This window comes from Nonomuraea antimicrobica, assembly GCF_039536965.1.
Taxonomy (GTDB): domain Bacteria; phylum Actinomycetota; class Actinomycetes; order Streptosporangiales; family Streptosporangiaceae; genus Nonomuraea; species Nonomuraea antimicrobica.
The window spans coordinates 58,853-75,679 of record NZ_BAAAZP010000033.1; the positions used below are offsets into that span (position 1 = coordinate 58,853).

A 16,827-nucleotide genomic window follows, 5' to 3' on the forward strand; every position below is an offset into this window, starting at 1 on the left:
CATAGTGGTCCGACACAATCAGATCCAATCGTTAGGCACTGGTGATCAAAGGGGGCAGATCGCGTCGATGGCCGCGCGATCTCATCGGTGCAAGAGGGAGGCCATGGCCTTGAGGGTGGTGCAATGATCGCGGTCGTAGCGAGCTTGGTCGCTGTCGTGCTCCTCGTGCTCGTCGTCGTGGCACTGGGCATGCGTTCGATGAACCGCAGGGAGAGTTCGCTCCCTCCGGAACGGCTGAAGGAGATGGCCGAGAAGGAGGAGCAGACCCAGACGCGTTCCACAGACCAGTTCGCGGCGCACGAGCCTCGGATGGCCAACTTCAGCCCCGACTTCAGCCCCATAGACGAGCCGAAGCCGAAACCGGTGCGCACCGGTCAGCGGGGGCGCCGGGGCGTCGACGAGTGGGGCAACTCGAGCAACGATGACGACGACGACGAGACGTTCTGGGCCAACATCCGCAGCGACGCGGAGGAGGGCGGCTTCGGCGCCGGCGGCACCGTGGCGGCCAGGAAGGGCGCGTCCCGTCCGGTCGAGCGGGAGCGTCCCACTGAGCGGGAGCGTCCCACCGAGCGGGAGCGTCCCACCGAACGCGAACGTCCCGCAGAGCGCGAACGTCCGGCTGAGCGGCCGGCCGCCGCCGCGTCCGAGCGCAAGACCGAGCGCCCGGCCACCCGCTCCGGACGCAAGGCCAAGCCGCAGCCCGCGACCGCGTCCGTCGCCGACCCCAACGCCACCACGGTCCAGGCGCCACTCCCCCAGCGTCAGCCCGCTCCCGCGGCCGGTCTCGCCGACCTGGTCGAGCCGCACAAGCGCGCCACCCCCTCGCAGGCCGGCATGGCCGACCAGCGGACCATGACGTTCGCGGCCCCGACCGACGTGATGAGCATCCTCGCCCCTGGCGCCCAGCCGGTGCCCGCGCCCACGCGCCCCGAGCCGACCCCCGCCACGCGCCCCGCCCCCGTGGCGTCCGGCGGCACCGCGTCCGGCAGGACGGCGTCCACCAGCACCGCGTCCGGCAACGCCGCGGCCGGCAACACGGCGTCCAACAACGCGGCGTCCACCACCACCGGCGGCGTGTCGTCCAACAGCCACCCGGCCGGCGGCAGCGGGGCCTTCCCCGCCACGGGCGGTGGCTCCTACTCCTCGGGCACGGGTTCCTCGTCCGGCAGGACCGGCGGCGGCTCGTACGGCGCGAGTGGCGACTCCTACCCCGCCACCCCGGCCGCGACCGGCAGCGGTTCCTTCCCCGCGGTCAGCCCCACCTCCAGCGGCAGCTTCCCGGCGGTCCCCACCTCGCCCCTGCACGGGGCCCCGACGAGCGACCCGTTCCCCGCCTACGGCTCCGGCACCGGTTCCGGCTCTGGCGACCCCCTCGACACCACCTGGCCCGGCCAGCCCGGCACCCCTTCGTCCGCGGCGACCACGTCCGGCTCCTGGGCGGCGGCCTCGCCCGACATCTTCGACGACCCCGCCCCCTCCACGCCCGCCACCCCCCCGTACGGCCCGGCGAGCTCCTGGCCCGCCTTCGAGCAGCCCGCCGCGAGCACGTCGTCCTACCCCGCCTCGTACGAGGTGCGCTCTGGCTGGGCCGTGGCCGACGACACCGACCCGCTCACCGGCCCCTCCCCCGCCACCGGCACCCCGACCGTGCCAGGGCGGACTGTGTCCAACTACGACGCGCTGTCGGCCCCCGCGCCCGCGGCGTCCCCGTTCACGGCGGGCGCGTACGAGACGGGCGACGTCACCACCAGCCCTGCCGCCGCAGGCTGGCCCGAGCCCCCATCACCGTCACCGTCGCCCAGCGGCGGCAGCGGCGCGCAGGCGACTTGGCCCCCCGCGTACGACGGGCAGCAGCCGCAGGCGGACAACGACGGCCGGGGCAGCCATCGGCGGGCCTCCGACCCGGATTATCCGCACGACTACTACCGGTGATCTTTAGTACCCATTAATCCGTAAAACCCGCGTGACGCCCCCGTATAGCGGGGTCGAGGGGCCAATAGGGTTTGGTCCATGTTCCGCGACACGCAGAGTAGCTGGCTGAGCACCCTCCGGCATGATGTGCCCGCCTCGCTCGTGGTTTTCCTCGTCGCGGTGCCCCTCTCCCTGGGCATCGCGATGGCCTCCGGAGCGCCCCTCGCCGCCGGAGTGATCGCCGCCGTGGTGGGCGGGATCGTGGCGGGCGCCCTGGGCGGTTCGGCCGTGCAGGTGAGCGGCCCCGCCGCCGGTCTGTCACTGGTGGTCGTGGATCTCGTGCACACGTACGGGTGGCGGGCCACCTGCATGATCACCCTGCTGGCGGGGGCCGTGCAGCTCGTGCTGGGGGTGTTCAAGGCGGCCAGGGCGGCGCTGGCGGTGTCTCCCGCGGTCATCCACGGCATGCTGGCGGCCGTCGGCGTGATCATCGCACTGGCCCAGCTCCACATCGTCCTGGGCGGCAGCTCGCAGCGTTCGGCCGTGGCCAACCTGCTGGAGCTGCCCGGCCAGATCGCCAACCTGCACGGGCACAAGGTGGCCGTGGGCGTGCTCACGATCACCGTGCTGGCGCTGTGGACGCGGCTGCCGAAGCGGGTCAAGGCGGTGCCGGCGCCGCTGGCCGCGCTGGCGGTGGCGGCGGTCACGGCGTGGGCGTTCGGCTGGGACGTCACGCGGGTGGACCTGTCCGCGGGGTTCACCGACTGGGCGTTCCCGGTGCTGCCGCAGGGTGACTGGCATCTGGTCGTGGCCGCGGTGCTGCTGGTGGCGCTGCTGGCCGGGTGCGAGTCGCTGCTCTGCTCGGTGGCCATCGACGGCATGCACGGCGGTCGCCGGGCCGACCTCGACCAGGAGCTGACCGGCCAGGGCGTGGCCAACATGGTCACCGGCGCGCTCGGCGGCCTCCCCGTGGCCGGGGTGATCGTGCGAAGCACCGCGAACGTGCAGGCGGGGGCGCGTACCCGCTGGTCGACGATCCTGCACGGGGTGTGGGTGCTGGTGTTCGCGATGGGGTTCGGCTGGATGATCACGCTGATCCCGCTGGAGGCGCTGGCGGCGTTGCTGGTGTTCATCGGCGTGCAGATGGTGAACCTGGGCCACGTCAGGAAGGTGCACGGGCACGGCGAGGTGCCGGTGTACGTGGTGACGATGGTCGCGGTGATCCTGCTCGGGCTGGCCGAGGGGGTGCTGGCGGGGCTGGCCCTGGCGGCGTTGCTGGCGCTGCGCCGCCTGACCTGGGTGACGGTGCTCAAGCGCGAGGACCGCGATGGCCGGTTGCACGTGACGATCTCGGGGTCGCTGACGTTCCTGGGGGTGCCGCGGCTGACGCACGAGCTGCGGACGATCCCCGCGGGCACGGCCGTCGACCTCGACCTGAACATCGACTTCATGGACAACGGCGCCTTCGAGGCCCTCCACTCCTGGCGGCTGGACCACGAGCGCATGGGCGGCAGCGTCGACATCGACGAACTGCACGACGAGTGGTACGCGCTGGCGGCCAGCGGGGCGCGTACGTTCCCCATGAAGTCGCCGCTCAGGGCGCCCGACCGCTGGTGGCTGCCGTGGTCGCACCGGCGCCGTGACGAGACGCCGTCCGTACTGTCGCCCGACGGCGCGGCCGGGCAGGCGGAGTGCCTGCTCACGGCGGGGGCGCGCGAATACCACCGGCGTACGGCGCCGCTCGTCCGGCCGATCTTCACCGAGCTGGCGCGCAAGCAGCAGCCCTCGCACCTGTTCATCACGTGCGCCGACTCCAGGATCGTGCCCAGCCTGATCACGGCCAGCGGTCCAGGCGACCTGTTCACGGTGCGCAACATCGGCAACCTGGTGCCGCGCAAGGGCTCCGAGCCGCGCGACGACTCGGTGGTGGCCGCGATCGAGTACGCGACCCAGGTGCTGGGCGTGCACACGATCACGGTGTGCGGGCACTCGGGCTGCGGCGCGATGGCGGGTGTGCTGAGCGGCGGGGTGCAGGCGGGCAGCCTGCCGGGGCTGCGGCGGTGGTTGCGGCACGGGGACCACAGCCTGGCCACGTTCATCGAGACCGAGGGCGACCGGCTGCACCCCGGCGCGCTGGACGTGCTGTGCCGGGTGAACGTGCAGCAGCAGCTCGAGAACCTGCGGACGTACCGGAAGGTCGACGAGCAGATCCGGGCGGGCAAGCTGGAGCTGGTGGGGCTGTTCTTCGACATCGGCTCGGCGCGCGTGCACATGGTGCCGCCGCTGCGCGCCACCCCTTCCGTGCGAACCTTCGACCGCCGGGTGGCCATCGGCGAGGAGTGAGCCCGCCGTCCCCCGCCGCATGCGGCGAGACGGTCGTGCAGGCCGTCGAAAAGGTGACCCGAGAATGCCCCACGAGGGCCGGACGGCGGCATCCTGGAAGGACGACACTTCGGAGGGACCCCGATGGCACAGCTCTCAGACTTCCAGCATCCCCGGTTCGCGGCGGCCTACGAACGGGCGTCCAAGCTGGCCGACCAGCGCGGCGCGTACGAACACCGCCGTCGCCTGCTGGCCGGGCTCACGGGGAAGGTGATCGAGGTCGGGGCCGGGAACGGCCGGAACTTCGCCCACTACCCGGCCACGGTCACCGAGGTCGTCGCCGTGGAGCCGGACGACACGCTGCGCGCGCTGGCCGCGAAGGCGGCGGGGGGCGCGCCGGTCCCGGTGTCGGTGGTGCCCGGCCATGCCGAGGCGCTGCCCGCCGACGGAGCCTCGTTCGACGCGGCGGTGGTGTCGCTGGTGCTGTGCTCGGTGCCGTCGCAGCCGCGGGCGCTGGCCGAGATCGCACGGGTGCTCGCGGACGACGGCGAGCTGTGCTTCTACGAGCACGTACGCTCGCCCAACCCGGCCCTGGGCCTGCTGGAGGACGTGATCGTCCCGCTGTGGCGGCGGCTGGCGGGAGGCTGCCGGCCCAACCGCGACACGCTGAGGGCGATCGAGCGGGCCGGGTTCGCCGTGTCCGAGGTCGACCGCTTCACGTTCGCCCCTGAGCCGCCCGTCCCTGCGCTGTCACACGTGCTCGGACGGGCCCGCCTGACCCGTTAGTCCTGGCCTTGCCGGGTGAAGTCGCCGTGCGAGGGCTCGCCCGCCGGCCGGTAGACGCTGAGCACGCAGCCACTGCCCGTCGGCCTCGACTCCACCAGGCTCATCGCCGTCGCCACCCGGCCCGGCTCGAACAGCCGCTTGCCCTCACCCAGCACGACCGGGTACGTCCACAGCCGCAGCTCGTCGACCAGCCCGTGATCGAGCAGCGACCGCGCGAGCACACCGCTGCCGTGGACCTGCAGCTCCCGGCCGGGGCGGGCCTTCAGCTCGGCGACCTTCCCGAGGACGTCGGACGAGATGAGCGTCGTGTCGTGCCATTCGGCCCGGTCGAGCGTCGCGGAGACGACGTACTTGGGGAGGGCGTTGAGCCGGCTCGCGACCACGTTGCCCGGATCGGTGACGGTCGGCCAGTAGTCCGCGAAGATCTCGTACGTCCTCCGGCCGAGGAGGAACGCGTCCGCCTCGGCGAACCACTTGGTGGTGTAGGTCATCAGCTCCTCGTCGGCGTAGTGGAACTGCCAGCCGCCGTGCCGGAACCCGCCGCTGGTGTCCTCAGTGGGCTTGCCGGGAGCCTGCATGACCCCGTCCAGCGTCAGGAAGGTGGTCAACGTGATCCGCATCGTGGTGCTCCCGTTCGGTCGGGTGTGTCCGCCACCGATGCAGACCGGCCCTGCGCCCGGAACTCATCGCGGCTCCATGGGTGTGAGCACCTCGATCCGGTAGCCGTCTCGGGCCCCTCGGTGAGCTGCTCACTCATGGCTCCACCGTGCCCTCCCCGGGGCAGCCGAAGACGAGAGTGCAGAAGGCGTTACGGATGGCCATCAGCGGGTTGCGGTCGCGGCTGAAGTAGAGCTTGTTGGTGAGCAGGACAGCCCATCGATTCTGTTTCGGTGACAGCCACATGGCCGTACCGGTGAAGCCGTAGTGGACATGGACGTCATCGTGAGTGCTGGTGCCGGGGGCGGGGTGCCAAAGAATGCCGCGCGCCGGTGTGAGGTCTCCGGTGTGGATGCGCAGCGACTCTGCCACCCAAGCGGGCCCGAACCCCACGCGCCCGGGATCCGGGCCTGGAGGGAGGAGATGCCGCAGGAGTATGGCCAGGTCATGCAGGACGGAGAAGACGCCGGCGATGCCGCACACACCGCCGAGCAGGCGAGCGGAGTAGTCGTGGGCGATGCCTTGGAGGTGGACGCCGCTGTCAGGGTCGAATTCGGTCGGCGCGCACCGGGGCCGGTCCTGGGCCGGTAGCGGGCCGAACCTGGTGCCGGTCATCGCGAGGGGATGCCAAATCCGCTCGGCAGCGAGTTGGTCCAGCGGGGCGGCGGCGAGGTGCTCGGCGAGGAACCCCAAGATCAGGGCGGCGCGGTCGGTGTACTCGACAGCCTCGCCAGGCGGGCGGTGCAGTCCCTCGCGGAGAACGCCTTCCCTGATGGCCTGAGGGTCGGTGCCGTAGAGCGCCCGCAGGTTCGCCCGCAGCGGGACGCCGGCGGTGTGGGTGAGGAGCTGGCGGGCGGTGACGTGGCCGAGCGGATAGCCGGCGGCCTCAGGCCAAAAGGTGGCGAGAGGGTCGTCCAGGGGGAGCTGCTGATCGTGCCACAGGGTGCCGATGACCGCCCACACGGCAAGGATCTTGGTGAGGCTGGCGACGTCGAAGACCGTGTCGGGGCACATCGCCGCCTGGTCGGGGGCCGTCGTCCCGCAGGCGCCGTTGTCGAGGACGGTGTCGGCGTCGCCGATCGCCCAGACCGCGCCGGGGAACACCCGCTCTCGCACCCCGTTCTCCAACAGATGGGTGATCGAGTCGTGGGTGTCTGCCATGGTGCCTTCCCCGTGGCCTGGGCCAGTGCGTTGTGGCCAGCGCAGTAAGCGCGCCGAAGGGCCGCGGGCGTACGGTGATCGTGTCAGGCGATCTCGTGGTCGAGCTTGGCCGGCGCGACCGCGGTGGCGGACAGCAGACGCGCAGCGGCCGGACGGGCGAGAGCATGAACGTCCTGGATGCGCGACAGCGGCCTTGATCTCTGGTCCGGTGAGGATCATTCGATTCCCTCCCTGGCAGCTTCGGGGGCGGCTGGTCCGTAACACGTGCTGTACGACGTCAGCCACCGGCGGGCCGGCGGCGTCCAAGAAAGTCGTCGCCACGTACCGGGTGGTTGTGATCTGGCGCAGGCGCGCGAGTAAAGGGTCGGGCTGACCTTCAGGCTGCGGCTTGGTGCACCTGCTGGGGCCGGGTGCCGGTGGGGACACCGTTGCGTGCGAGCTCCCGGGTGATCGTCGAGGTCGGCCGGTCGAGCCGCCTTGCGTTCTCGCGGTGGAAGAGTCCGTCGGCGAGTCCGGCCGCGATGCGCCGGCGGTCCCGCTGGGGCAATCGTCCTCCCGGCCTGCCACCAGTGTTGCCTTAGGCGCCATTCATTGCAACATTGTGTTGCTTTCGAGTGCAGCGTCATTGCATCAATTTATCGCCGCCTACCTGGGAGAATGCCCCTTTTCGGATTGACGCGGCCCTGAATGCAACGTAGCTTTCGAGCTGCACAAAACACGTACTATCGCGAAGCGAGGAATGGCCATGGGGCAATCTCTCCGTACCATCAAGAGCAACAGGGTCCGGAGGCCGCGGGCCGTCCGGCGCGCGGCGGTCACGGCGCTGGCGGCAGCGCTGCTGGCCGGAGTGGCCACACCCGCGGTGGCCACAGCGGGTGTGGCCACCGCGGACAGCCGTGCGGCCGTGTCGAAGGCCGCCGCCGGGCAGGATCGCCCGGACCTGCAGAAGGCCATCCAGACATTCGTCGATGCCGGTTTCCTCGGGGTACAGGTGCGCGTCCACGATGAGCGGGGCGAGTGGGTCGGCAGCGCCGGGCAGCGCAAGCTGGGCGCGAGCGCGAAGCCGCCGACGAACGGGCATTTCTGGGTGGGCAGCGTCACCAAGACCTTCCACGCGACCGTGGTGCTGCAACTGGTGGCCGAGGGCAAGATCGGGCTGGGCACCCCGGTGGCCGACTACCTGCCCAAGCTCGGACTGGACCGGCGGATCACGGTGCGGATGCTGCTGCAGCACACTAGCGGATTGTTCAACTACACCGGCGATCTCGACCTCGACGGGACGTGGGTGCCGGGGCTCCCCGCGACGGGCAAGGAGTGGCTGGACAACCGGTTCCACTCGTACCGGCCGGAGGAACTGGTGCGGTTTGCGTTGTCCAAGCCGGCGAAGTTCGCGCCGGGGACGGACTGGAGCTACTCCAACACCAACTACACGCTGGCCAGGCTGCTGATCGAGAAGGTCACCAGCCGCTCGTTCGACGCGGAGCTGAAGCGTCGGATCGTGGGGCCGCTCGGGCTGCGGGGCACCGTGGTGCCGGGCAACCGGACGCAGCTACCCGCTCCGTACGCCCACGGTTACTTCCGCTACCAGGACGCCGGCCAGTGGAAGGTGGCCGACGTCTCCCGCCAGAACCTCTCCCTGGTGGCCGGCGCCGGTGACATGATCTCGAGCACCCAGGATCTCCACACGTTCTTCTCCGCGCTGAACGGCGGCAAGCTCCTGCCGGCCAAGCTGCTGGCCGAGATGCGCAAGCCGCACCCGAAGAGCGACCCCCTCTACGGCCGCTACGGCCTCGGGATGTTCGTGCAGGACCTGGGCCCGACCTGCGGCACCGTTCTCAACCACAATGGCAACCCTCCGGGGGGCTACGCGGCGCTGATGTACAGCACGCCCGACGGCAGCAAGACCCTGACCGCCTCGCTGACCGCCGGCGACGCCGCATTCGACATGGCCACGTATCCGAAAATGCTGGACGGGCTCGTCAAGGCGGCGCTCTGCGGCGGGCAGGCCGGGTCAGCTGACGAGGCCAAGTCGGGCTGAGTAGACAGGGCTGAGTAGACAGGGCCGGGCACCTTGGGCCCGCCCACCTTGAAGGCGGGGACCCGTTGCGGTCGTGCATCAGGTAGAGCGCGAAGTAGGCCACGCCAAGCTCATTGAGCGCGGCGTGGCCGGCCCAAGAGGCGTGGACACCGAGCAGGCACAACCGAAGACCTCCTCACGTATCCGCTCGCACATCGCCCGTCTGCGCCTCTCGCGAGCGAGGTCTCTTCGGTAACGTCGCGCGACCCGGTTCAGGAGGCTGGGCGGCTGCTACACGGCAGGGGTCCTGCGGGGGGCGTCCGAGATCGGCTCTGTTGACAAATTGATGATACGAGAGCAGTCGCCTGATCATCAGGCGACTGTTTCCTGATGGACACCAGGGATGGGTGACGAGTCGGCCTGTAGGCCGGGTTCTGTCCTTCGTGTGAAGGGGCGACCATCCATCTAGGACCGCCGTTGCCGGCGGCCTCGAGCGGTCTACCCGCGCGGCTCGGGCGGGCAGCCCTCGAACGTCGCGCGCGGAACGCCCCGAAGGGTGTTCCTTCTTGACCTTGCTCCGGGTGGGGTTTACCGAGCCGCCCACGTCACCGTGGGCGCTGGTGGTCTCTTACACCACCCTTTCACCCTTACCGTCAGGCCCGGCCGGGTCTGACGGCGGTCTGCTCTCTGTGGCACTTTCCCGCGGGTCACCCCGGGTCGGTGTTACCGACCACCCTGCCCTGTGGAGCCCGGACCTTCCTCGGCGGGCCCGTGGGCCCGACGCGGTCGCCCGGCCGACTCGTCTGGAGGAGGTTATCAAATTCTACGCCGTTCCTCCGCACGGTGGGGTTCCCGGGCGGCAGGCGGCACGGGCGGAGCGGTCAGCGTAGGTGTGAGGTGTCGTTGAAGGACTTCACGACGGAGGGGCCGTCAGCGTAGTACTCGATCAGCGACAGGCACGCCAGGTCGAGGTGCATGCGATAGAGCGCCTCCAGCGGCGCCAGCAGGGCGTCGCTGAGGATGAGCTTGATCGGCGTCACGTGGGAGACGGCGAGCACGGTCTTGCCCTCGTAGCGCTCCACGAGCCGCTCCCTGGCCGCCCGCACGCGGCGGGCGGCCGTGGCAAAGCTCTCGCCGCCCGGCGGGGCCGCCTCGGGGTCGGCGAGCCAGGCGGCCAGCTCGGCGGGCCAGCGGCGCTGCACCTCCGTGAACGTGTGGCCCTCCCAGGCGCCGAAGTCGGCCTCTCTGAGGTCGTCCCACACCTCCGCCTCGAGGCCCGTCTGCTCGGCGACCGCCTGCGCGGTCTGGCGGGCGCGGGTGAGGGGCGAGGTGACGATCACGTCGAGCCGGTACGGGTCTCGCGACAGCCTCGCGGCCGCCGCCGACGCCTGGGCCAGGCCGTTGGGCGTGAGCTCGGCCTCGCCGCGGCCGGAGAAGCGGCGTTCGAGGGACAGCTCGGTCTCGCCGTGCCTGAGCAGCAGCAACGACGTGGCTACGCGGGTGGGCGGGGCCCAGCCGGTGCCCGTGCCCGAGCCCGTCCGGGTGCCCAGGCCCGCGCCTGAGCCCTCCCGCGTGCCCGCCCGCGTGCCGGTGCCCGTCTGCTGGGCTGTGGCGACGGAGGCGGTGGGGGCGGAGATGTCGCCCGCGTCGAGGAGGTCTGTCTGCTGGGCGGCCGATCTCTTGCGGGTGCTCGCCTTGGCGGCGGCCCCGCCGGGCTCCCCGGCCCCTGCGGAACCGACCGGGCCGCCCGCCTTCCAGGGCAGGCCCTTGGCGGCGGCGTCCATGGCCTCGTTGGCGAGGCGGTCGGCGTGCTGGTTGCGTTCGCGGGGGATCCAGGTCCACTCCGTCACCCGCAGCCGCCTGACCAGCGACCCGGCCTCGGCGGCCAGCGGGCGCAACCCCTCGTGCTTGACCTTCCAGCGGCCCGCCATCTGCTCGACGACCAGCTTCGAGTCCATCCGTACGGCCACCCTCGCCCCGTCACCGGCCAGGTCGAGCACGGCCCGGAGGCCGGCGATCAGGCCGCGGTACTCGGCGACGTTGTTGGTGGTGACGCCGATCGCCTCGGCCGCCTCCGCCAGCACCTGGCCGTCGGAGGCGTCCTTGACGACCGCGCCGTAGCCGGCCGGGCCGGGGTTGCCGCGCGAGCCGCCGTCGGCCTCGATGACGTAGGAGGTCACAGGCCCGACTCTGCGGTACGTACGAGGATGCGCCGGCACTCCTCACACCGCCACACCTCGTCGTGGGGAGCGCCCTTGATGGCGTTCGTCTCGGCGATGGACAGGGCGACCTTGCAGCCCTGGCACCGTCCGCCGCGCAGCATGGCGGCGCCCACGCCGTACTGCTCCCTGAGCTTCTCGTAGAGCTTGAGCAGGTCGGCGGGGATCTCCCCGGCGACCTCGGTGCGGCGGCCCTGGACCTCGGCGGCCTCCGTGTCGATCTCGCCGAGCGCGGCGTCGCGGCGCCCCTCCGCCGTGGACAACACGGAACGGACCTCGTCGCGCTTGGCCACCAGGTCGGTGACCTTGGTGTCGGCGGCCTCCCTGCGTTCCATGATCTCCAGCACGACCTCCTCCAGGTCACCCTGCCGCTTGTTCAGCGAGGCGATCTCGGACTGGAGGCTCGCCAGGTCGCGCGGCGAGGTCACCGCGCCGGAGTCGAGGCGCTTCTGGTCGCGCTCGGCGCGCGTGCGCACCGCGTCGACGTCGTTCTCGGCCTTCGACTGCTCGCGTGCGAGGTCGCCCGCCTCGGTCTCAACCTCGATCACCTGTGTGGCCAGCTTGGCGTACGACTTCGAACGCTCGTCGATCTCGGCCAGCTCGGGCAGGGTGCGGCGGCGGTGCGCCAGCCGATCAATCACGGAGTCGAGCTCTGCCAGGTCGAGCAGTCGCTTCTGGGCCTCAGGGGCTGCTTTCATGATCAATATCCTCTTGTCCAAGCATCGGTGACCGTGGCGGAGACACGCGTCTCAACGGTAACGCCACTGGCGCGCAGGATCGACGCCGCGCTGTCGAGCCAGGGCCATTCGGTCGCCCAGTGCGCGGCGTCGACCAGCGCGGGCCCGCCCGACTCCACGAACTCGCTGGCCGGATGATGCCGCAGATCGGCCGTGAGGAACGCGTCGACGCCCGCCGCCTTGGCCGTGTCGAGGAGGGAGTCGCCGGCCCCGCCGCTCACCGCGACGCGCGTGACCGGCCTGGACAGGTCTCCGGCCACCCGGATCCCCGAGGACGTGCGCGGCAGCCCCTCGGTCACGCGCGCCGCGAACTCCCCCAACGTCGTCGCCTCCGGCAGGTCGCCGATGCGGCCCAGCCCGCGCCACGGGTCGTCGGGGAACGGCTGGAGCGGCACCAGGTCGCCCACCAGGCCCACCGCCCTGGCCAGGGCGTCGGACACGCCCGGATTGGCCACGTCGGCGTTGGTGTGGGCGGTGTAGAGGGCGACGTCGTTCTTGATGAGGTTGTGGACCAGGCGGCCCTTCGGCGTGGTGGCGGCCACGGTGGTGGTGCCGCGCAGGTAGAGGGGGTGGTGGGTGACGATCAGGTCGGCGCCCCATTCGAGGGCCTCCTCGGCCACGACGGCGACCGGGTCGACCGCGAACAGCACCCGCCGCACCGGCTGGGCCGGATCGCCGCTGACCAGCCCCACCGCGTCCCACGACTCGGCCCGGGCGGGCGGGTAGGCCGCCTCGAGCACCTCGATCACGTCAGTCAACGTCACAGCAGCCACCTGCGCAGACTACCGGTACGCGAGTCGGCGGGGTGTCCTCGGAACGCGGCCCGGCGTACCGTAAGTAGATCCTGACTTCTGCCTGCGGGAGGACGGCATGGCACCAAGCGTCGCGATCGTCGGGGCGGGGTTCGGCGGGCTGTGCATGGCGATCCGGCTCGAACGCGCCGGGATCCGGTCGTACACCGTCTTCGAGAAGGCGGACGACCTCGGGGGCACGTGGCGCGACAACAGCTACCCGGGGGCGGGGTGCGACATCCCCTCGCATCTGTACTCGTACTCGTTCGAGAGGTACGCGAGCTGGACGAGGCGTTATCCCGAGCAGCCCGAGATCTTGGGCTATCTCAAGCATTGCGCTGAGAAGTACGACGTGACAGGGAAGATCAGGTTCCGGACGGAAGTGCGGCGTGCGGTCTTCGACGGGGCGAAGTGGCAGGTCACCAGCGCCTCCCCCGACGGCGGCGGCGAGGCGCGCACGGAGGCGTTCGACGTGGTCGTCATGGGGGTCGGCCAGCTCAACCGGCCCAGCCTGCCGGACATCCCGGGCATGGCGGAGTTCGAGGGGGTCTCGTTCCATTCGGCCCGCTGGAACCACGGTCACGACCTCACCGGCAGGCGCGTCGCCGTGATCGGGAACGGCTCGTCGGCGGCCCAGCTCATCCCGCGCGTCGCGGAGCGGGCCGAGCACCTGTACGTCTTCCAGCGCACGCCCAACTGGGTCATCCCCAAGCCGGACGCCGCGTTCGGGCGGCCGGCCAGGCTCGCGTTCCGGTTCGTCCCCGGGTTGCAGCGGGCCTACCGCGAGTGGATCTTCCGCTACGCCGAGGGCGCGCTCTACCCGGCGCTCGCCCGCGGGTGGAGCGAGGGGCTGCTGAGGCGGCGGGCGCTGCGGCACCTGCGCGACCAGGTGCCCGACCCCGGGCTGCGCGCCAGGCTCACGCCCGGTTATCCGCCGGGCTGCAAGAGGGTCGTCATCGACAGCGCCTTCTACCCGGCGCTGACCAGGCCGAACGTGTCACTGGTGACCGACCGGATCACGCGGGTCACGGCGAAGGGGGTCGAGACCGACGAGGGCTCGTACGAGGTCGGCACGATCGTCTGCGCCACCGGCTTCATGAGCACCGAGTTCCTGGTCCCGATGGAGGTCGTGGGGCTCGGGGGGCGATCGCTGCGGGAGCGGTGGAAGAACGGCGCGGAGGCGTACCTGGGCATCTCGGTGCCGGGGTTCCCGAACCTCTTCCTGCTGTACGGGCCCAACACCAACCTCGGGCACAACTCGATCGTGTTCATGATCGAGTGCCAGGTGAACCACGTCATGTCGTGCCTGCCGTACCTGGCAGGAGCCGGGCCGATCGAGGTGCGTCCCGAGGTGATGGCGGCCTGGCGCAGGCGGCTGGACGCGTCGATGGCCGGGATGGTGTGGGGCGCGGGCTGCCGGAGCTGGTACAAGACGGCCGACGGCCGCGTGACGAACAACTGGCCGGGGCCCGCGACGCTCTACCGCAGGCTCACGGCCCTGCCACCGCGCCCGGCCTACCGGGCCGTCGGATCCGGGTAGGACCGGCCGCCCGGCGCATCCGACTCCGGTCGTACGGAAAAGATCGAACCCAGGACGCATTGGAGCAGGTCCTGGCCTCGCGATAACGTCCAGGCATGACGCATCCCCTGCACCGGCGCGCGATCGTGGCCGACACCCACAACGATCTGCTCATGGCGGTCTCCGCGCGTCCGCCGCGGCAGTGGGGCACGTTCTTCCGGGAGAGATGGCTGCCGCAGTTGCTCGACGGGGGCGTCGATCTGCAGGTGCTGCCCGTCTTCATCGACGATCAGCACCTGCCCGAGGGCGCGCTGCGGCAGACGTTGCGCATGATCGAGTGCGCGCACGTGCTGGCCGAGGCGAACGCCGACCGCGTACGGATCTGTCTCGACGCCGGTGACATCGACCGGGCGCTCGACGACGGCAGGATCGCGCTGGTGCTGGCGCTGGAGAGCATGCCGGGCCTCGACACCAACGTCGAGCTGATCCCGACCATGCACCGGCTGGGCGTGCGGGTGGCCTCCCTCGCCCACTTCGGCCGCACCCCGCTGGCCGACGGCAGCGGCGAAGACGCCACCGGCAGCGGGCTCACCTCCCACGGCGTGGCCGCGCTGCGGGAGATGGAGCGGCTCGGCATCGTCTTCGACGTCTCCCACCTGGGCGCCTCCGGCGTCGCGCACGTGCTGGAGCTGGCCACCAGGCCCGTCATGGCCACCCATTCGGCCGCCCGCGCCCTGCGTGACCACCACCGCAACCTCACCGACGACCAGCTCCGCGGCGTGGCCGCCACCGGGGGCGTGATCTGCGTCAACTTCTTCGCCCCCTTCCTCGCCGAGCGGCAGGCGGACATGACGCTCGACCGCCTGCTCGACCACATCGAGCACATCGTCTCGGTCGCGGGCGTCGACCACGTGGGCCTCGGCCCCGACTTCATCCGCGAGGTGATGGACGATCTGACGCCGCCGTGCTGCGAAGACGTCCACACCAGGGGCGTCGATCCCAGGCAGGCCGTGCCGGGGCTGGAGGGGCCCGCCGGGCTGCCCCTGGTGACCGAAGGGCTGCTGGCCCGCGGGCTGCCCGAGAAACACGTCATGCAGATCATCGGCGGCAATGTGCACCGCTTCTTCGGGGAGTTGCTGGCGTGACCGTTCTCCGTACGTCGGCGGGCACCACTCTTCTTGGAGGGCTCGCGTCATGACCCACGACGACAGCGTTCAGGCGACGGCCCGCATGCTCGGCGACCTCGAGGAGCTGGTGCTGTGCGAGTCCTTCTCCAGTGACCTGGAGGCCGTCGCCCGCAGCGCGAAGGTGGTGGCCGCGGTGGGGGCCCGCCACCTCGGCACCGGGCCGGAGTTCCTGGTGATCGACGGCGTCACGCACCTGCGCTGGTCGTTCGGCGCCCCCAGGGTGCTGCTGCTCGGGCACCACGACACCGTCTGGCCGATCGGCACCCTCGCCACGCATCCGTGGTCCGTGGTCGACGGGGTGGCGCGGGGGCCGGGGGTGTTCGACATGAAGGCCGGGCTGGTGCAGACGTTCCACGCGCTGGCGGGGCTCGACTCCCTCGACGGCGTCACGCTGCTGGTCACCGGCGACGAGGAGGTGGGCTCGATCACCTCGGCGCGGCTGATCCAGGAGACCGCGCGCGGGCCGGCCGCCGCCTTCGTCATGGAGGCCAGCGCCGACGGCGGGGCGCTGAAGACCGGCCGCAAGGGCACCTCGCTCTACACGGTCAACGTGCACGGCAAGGCCGCGCACGCGGGGCTGGAGCCGGAGAAGGGGGCCAACGCCGGGATCGAGCTGGCTCACCAGATCCTGGCCGTCGCCGCCATCGGGGCGGGCGCGACCACCGTCACGCCGACGGTCCTGTCGGGTGGCTCGACGCTCAACACGGTGCCCGCGATGGCGTCCGTGGGGGTCGACGTACGGGTGGCCGAGCTGGCCGAGCAGGAACGGGTCGACGCGGCGATGCACGCGCTGCGCCCGGTCGTGCCGGGCACCCGCCTGGAGATCCTGGGCGGGCCCAACCGGCCGCCGCTGGAGACGTCCATGTCGGCCCGGCTCTTCGAGCTGGCGCAGGAGCTGGCGGCGGGGCTCGGGCTGGGGCCGCTGACGTCGGCCTCGGTGGGCGGGGCCTCCGACGGCAACTTCACGGCCGGGGTCGGCTGCCCGACACTCGACGGCCTGGGGGCCGTGGGGGGTGGGGCGCATGCGGACCACGAGCACGTCATCGTGTCCGAGCTGCCCGGCCGCACGGCTCTGCTACGCGCACTGATCGAGGCTGTCCGGTAGTCGAGGGCCGTTGGCGGGGACCGTGTGCCGGGACCATGTGCCGGGACCATGTGCGGGTAAAGCACGCCTGCCCGGCCTGGGGACAGGGCCGGGCAGGCGTGAGCGAGCGTGCCCTGCTCGGGGAAGGTGGAAGAGCGGGGCAGGCAGGGCGTCGCGCGGTCGGTGGTCGGCGCCCGATGGGCGGCGGTCAGCGCTCGGCAGGCGACACTCGGGAGCGGCGGGCGGCGGTCAGCGCCCTATGGGCGGCACTTGGGGGCGGCAGACAGCGGGCGGCGGTCAGCGTGCGCTGGGTGGCACGCGGTGGGTGGTGGGTAGTGGTCAGCGCGCTGGGCGACAGGTGGTGGGTTGGTGGGTGGGGGTCAACGCGCTGGACGGCAGGTAGTGGGTTGGTGAGTGAGGGTCAACGCGCTGGGCG

At 71.5% G+C, this 16,827-nt stretch carries 13 protein-coding genes and 1 other RNA gene; 7 read left to right on the forward strand and 7 right to left on the reverse strand.

The window, feature by feature from the left end:
* Positions 1 to 123: 123 nt before the first annotated feature.
* The 3 genes from ABD844_RS09990 (at position 124) to ABD844_RS10000 (ending at position 5,019) form a co-directional block, all read left to right on the forward strand.
* On the forward strand, positions 124 to 1,932 hold the full coding sequence (locus tag ABD844_RS09990; protein ID WP_344875268.1) for a hypothetical protein: 1,809 nt from the start codon (positions 124 to 126) through the stop codon (positions 1,930 to 1,932).
* A 78-nt stretch (positions 1,933 to 2,010) separates the two neighbouring features.
* Complete coding sequence (locus tag ABD844_RS09995) at positions 2,011 to 4,254, forward strand: SulP family inorganic anion transporter (protein ID WP_344875270.1); 2,244 nt, start codon at positions 2,011 to 2,013, stop codon at positions 4,252 to 4,254.
* 123 nt (positions 4,255 to 4,377) lie between these two features.
* Entirely contained in the window at positions 4,378 to 5,019 is a 642-nt protein-coding gene (locus tag ABD844_RS10000) for a class I SAM-dependent methyltransferase (RefSeq protein WP_344875272.1), read from the forward strand.
* Here the strand turns inward: ABD844_RS10000 and ABD844_RS10005 are convergent.
* The 3 genes from ABD844_RS10005 to ABD844_RS10015 all read right to left on the reverse strand — a co-directional run bounded on the left by ABD844_RS10005 (position 5,016) and on the right by ABD844_RS10015 (position 7,384).
* Positions 5,016 to 5,639 (reverse strand): dihydrofolate reductase family protein, encoded by a 624-nt coding sequence (locus tag ABD844_RS10005; protein WP_344875274.1) that lies wholly within the window; start codon positions 5,637 to 5,639, stop codon positions 5,016 to 5,018. The two genes, ABD844_RS10000 and ABD844_RS10005, sit on opposite strands and share 4 nt — an antisense overlap.
* Positions 5,640 to 5,772: 133 nt before the next feature.
* A complete protein-coding gene (locus tag ABD844_RS10010) occupies positions 5,773 to 6,837 on the reverse strand; it encodes a serine hydrolase domain-containing protein (protein ID WP_344875276.1) in 1,065 nt (354 codons plus the stop codon).
* A 376-nt stretch (positions 6,838 to 7,213) separates the two neighbouring features.
* On the reverse strand, positions 7,214 to 7,384 hold the full coding sequence (locus tag ABD844_RS10015) for a helix-turn-helix domain-containing protein (protein ID WP_344875278.1): 171 nt from the start codon (positions 7,382 to 7,384) through the stop codon (positions 7,214 to 7,216).
* A gap of 198 nt (positions 7,385 to 7,582) precedes the next feature.
* Between ABD844_RS10015 and ABD844_RS10020 the strand changes: the two genes are divergently transcribed.
* The gene (locus ABD844_RS10020) at positions 7,583 to 8,875 is read left to right on the forward strand and encodes a serine hydrolase domain-containing protein (protein ID WP_344875280.1); all 1,293 of its coding nucleotides are present in this window, start codon (positions 7,583 to 7,585) and stop codon (positions 8,873 to 8,875) included.
* A gap of 386 nt (positions 8,876 to 9,261) precedes the next feature.
* On the opposite strand, the gene rnpB is transcribed toward ABD844_RS10020, so the two are convergent.
* The 4 genes from rnpB to ABD844_RS10040 form a co-directional block, all read right to left on the reverse strand.
* An RNA gene (gene rnpB / locus ABD844_RS10025) (RNase P RNA component class A) lies at positions 9,262 to 9,656 on the reverse strand.
* A 79-nt stretch (positions 9,657 to 9,735) separates the two neighbouring features.
* Positions 9,736 to 11,034: a bifunctional RNase H/acid phosphatase gene (locus tag ABD844_RS10030; protein WP_344875282.1), complete on the reverse strand. Its 1,299-nt coding sequence runs from the start codon at positions 11,032 to 11,034 to the stop codon at positions 9,736 to 9,738.
* Positions 11,031 to 11,771 (reverse strand): zinc ribbon domain-containing protein, encoded by a 741-nt coding sequence (locus ABD844_RS10035; RefSeq protein WP_344875284.1) that lies wholly within the window; start codon positions 11,769 to 11,771, stop codon positions 11,031 to 11,033. Before ABD844_RS10035 ends, ABD844_RS10030 begins: the two co-directional genes overlap by 4 nt.
* Before the next feature lie 2 nt (positions 11,772 to 11,773).
* Positions 11,774 to 12,574 carry a Nif3-like dinuclear metal center hexameric protein gene (locus ABD844_RS10040; protein ID WP_344875286.1) on the reverse strand — a complete coding sequence of 267 codons (801 nt, stop codon included), beginning with the start codon at positions 12,572 to 12,574 and terminating at the stop codon, positions 11,774 to 11,776.
* A 106-nt stretch (positions 12,575 to 12,680) separates the two neighbouring features.
* Between ABD844_RS10040 and ABD844_RS10045 the strand changes: the two genes are divergently transcribed.
* From ABD844_RS10045 to ABD844_RS10055, 3 genes are all read left to right on the forward strand, one after another.
* Complete coding sequence (locus ABD844_RS10045) at positions 12,681 to 14,141, forward strand: flavin-containing monooxygenase (RefSeq protein WP_344875288.1); 1,461 nt, start codon at positions 12,681 to 12,683, stop codon at positions 14,139 to 14,141.
* Between the two features lie 95 nt (positions 14,142 to 14,236).
* A complete protein-coding gene (locus tag ABD844_RS10050; RefSeq protein ID WP_344875290.1) occupies positions 14,237 to 15,265 on the forward strand; it encodes a dipeptidase in 1,029 nt (342 codons plus the stop codon).
* Positions 15,266 to 15,314: 49 nt separating this feature from the next.
* The gene (locus ABD844_RS10055; protein WP_344875292.1) at positions 15,315 to 16,412 is read left to right on the forward strand and encodes a M20 family metallopeptidase; all 1,098 of its coding nucleotides are present in this window, start codon (positions 15,315 to 15,317) and stop codon (positions 16,410 to 16,412) included.
* Positions 16,413 to 16,827: the final 415 nt, after the last annotated feature.

Excerpts from the sequence above, each read along its gene's own strand:
- ABD844_RS10020 (WP_344875280.1), top strand. The coding sequence starts at position 7,583 with ATGGGGCAATCTCTCCGTACCATCAAGAGCAACAGGGTCCGGAGGCCG.
- ABD844_RS10035 (WP_344875284.1), bottom strand. The coding sequence starts at position 11,771 with ATGAAAGCAGCCCCTGAGGCCCAGAAGCGACTGCTCGACCTGGCAGAG.
- ABD844_RS10050 (WP_344875290.1), top strand. The coding sequence starts at position 14,237 with ATGACGCATCCCCTGCACCGGCGCGCGATCGTGGCCGACACCCACAAC.
- ABD844_RS10005 (WP_344875274.1), bottom strand. The coding sequence starts at position 5,639 with ATGCGGATCACGTTGACCACCTTCCTGACGCTGGACGGGGTCATGCAG.
- ABD844_RS10055 (WP_344875292.1), top strand. The coding sequence starts at position 15,315 with ATGACCCACGACGACAGCGTTCAGGCGACGGCCCGCATGCTCGGCGAC.
- ABD844_RS09995 (WP_344875270.1), top strand. The coding sequence starts at position 2,011 with ATGTTCCGCGACACGCAGAGTAGCTGGCTGAGCACCCTCCGGCATGAT.
- ABD844_RS09990 (WP_344875268.1), top strand. The coding sequence starts at position 124 with ATGATCGCGGTCGTAGCGAGCTTGGTCGCTGTCGTGCTCCTCGTGCTC.
- ABD844_RS10000 (WP_344875272.1), top strand. The coding sequence starts at position 4,378 with ATGGCACAGCTCTCAGACTTCCAGCATCCCCGGTTCGCGGCGGCCTAC.
- ABD844_RS10010 (WP_344875276.1), bottom strand. The coding sequence starts at position 6,837 with ATGGCAGACACCCACGACTCGATCACCCATCTGTTGGAGAACGGGGTG.
- ABD844_RS10045 (WP_344875288.1), top strand. The coding sequence starts at position 12,681 with ATGGCACCAAGCGTCGCGATCGTCGGGGCGGGGTTCGGCGGGCTGTGC.